Raw genomic sequence first — 1,003 nt, forward strand, 5'->3', positions numbered from 1 at the left:
AGCTCGGACCCGGGGATCCTCTAGAGTCCCACCGGTGTCGATGTGATCTCGGTGGGCGCCCTGACGCACTCCGCACGCGCGCTCGACCTCGGCCTGGACGCGCGCGTGTCGGGCGCCGACGTCGGAGCCTGACCGGAGGAGCCGTGTTCTATCTCGATCACGCTGCCACCACGCCGGTGCGTCCGGAAGTGCGGGAGGCGATGCTGCCCTTCCTCGGCGATCGTTTCGGCAACCCGTCCAGCCACCACACGGTCGGCGAAGCCGCGGCATCCGTGCTCTCCGATGCGCGGCGGCGCGTCGCCGCCGTCTTCGGCATGCGCCCCGCCGACATCGTCTTCACCTCGGGCGGCACCGAGGCCGACAACCTGGCGGTGAAGGGGATCACGATCGGCACGGCGTTGCATCGCGGCACAGGACGAGACGCGCCCGTGCACGTGATCACGACACCTATCGAGCATGAGGCGGTACTCGCCTCCTGCGAGTACCTCGAGCGTGTGCACGGCGCACGCATCACCCACCTGCCGGTCGATGCGACGGGTCTCGTCGCGGCCGCCGACGTCGCCGCGGCGCTTCGGCCCGAGACCGCGCTCGTGTCGATCGGCTATGCGAACAACGAGATCGGCACGGTCCAGGATCTCGACGCGATCGCGACGGTGACGCGCGCAGCCGGTGTGGCGCTGCACGTCGATGCGGTACAGGCTGCGGGCTGGCTGCCGCTCGCCGGCACGGGCGCCGATGCGATCTCGGTCGCCGGACACAAGATCGGTGCTCCCCCGGGCATCGGTGTGCTTGCGCTCCGAGGCCGCGTGCCTCTGGAGCCGCTGCTGCACGGCGGCGGCCAGGAGCGGGAGCGACGCAGCGGCACCGAGAACGTCGCCGGCGCCGTCGCGATCGCGACAGCACTGGAAATCGCGAAGCGCGAGCGCGTGGCCGCANCGGCTCGCGTCGGCGCGTTGCGCGATCGGTTCATCGCCGGCGTGCTCGGGCTCGTTGCGTCGTCCCG

Annotated in this window: 1 protein-coding gene and 1 pseudogene; both read left to right on the forward strand. The window is 71.5% G+C overall.

What is annotated here, in order from left to right; genetic code table 11:
- Positions 1-30 precede the first annotated feature (30 nt).
- Positions 31-132, forward strand: a pseudogene (locus tag I5I_RS17415) (carboxylating nicotinate-nucleotide diphosphorylase); the annotation flags it as partial.
- A gap of 11 nt (positions 133-143) precedes the next feature.
- Positions 144-1,003, forward strand: an 860-nt coding sequence (locus tag I5I_RS02680) for a cysteine desulfurase family protein (RefSeq protein WP_036316195.1), incomplete at its 3' end; no start/stop codon positions are given.

The sequence above is a fragment of the Microbacterium sp. B24 genome, assembly GCF_000333415.1.
Taxonomy (GTDB): Bacteria; Actinomycetota; Actinomycetes; order Actinomycetales; family Microbacteriaceae; genus Microbacterium.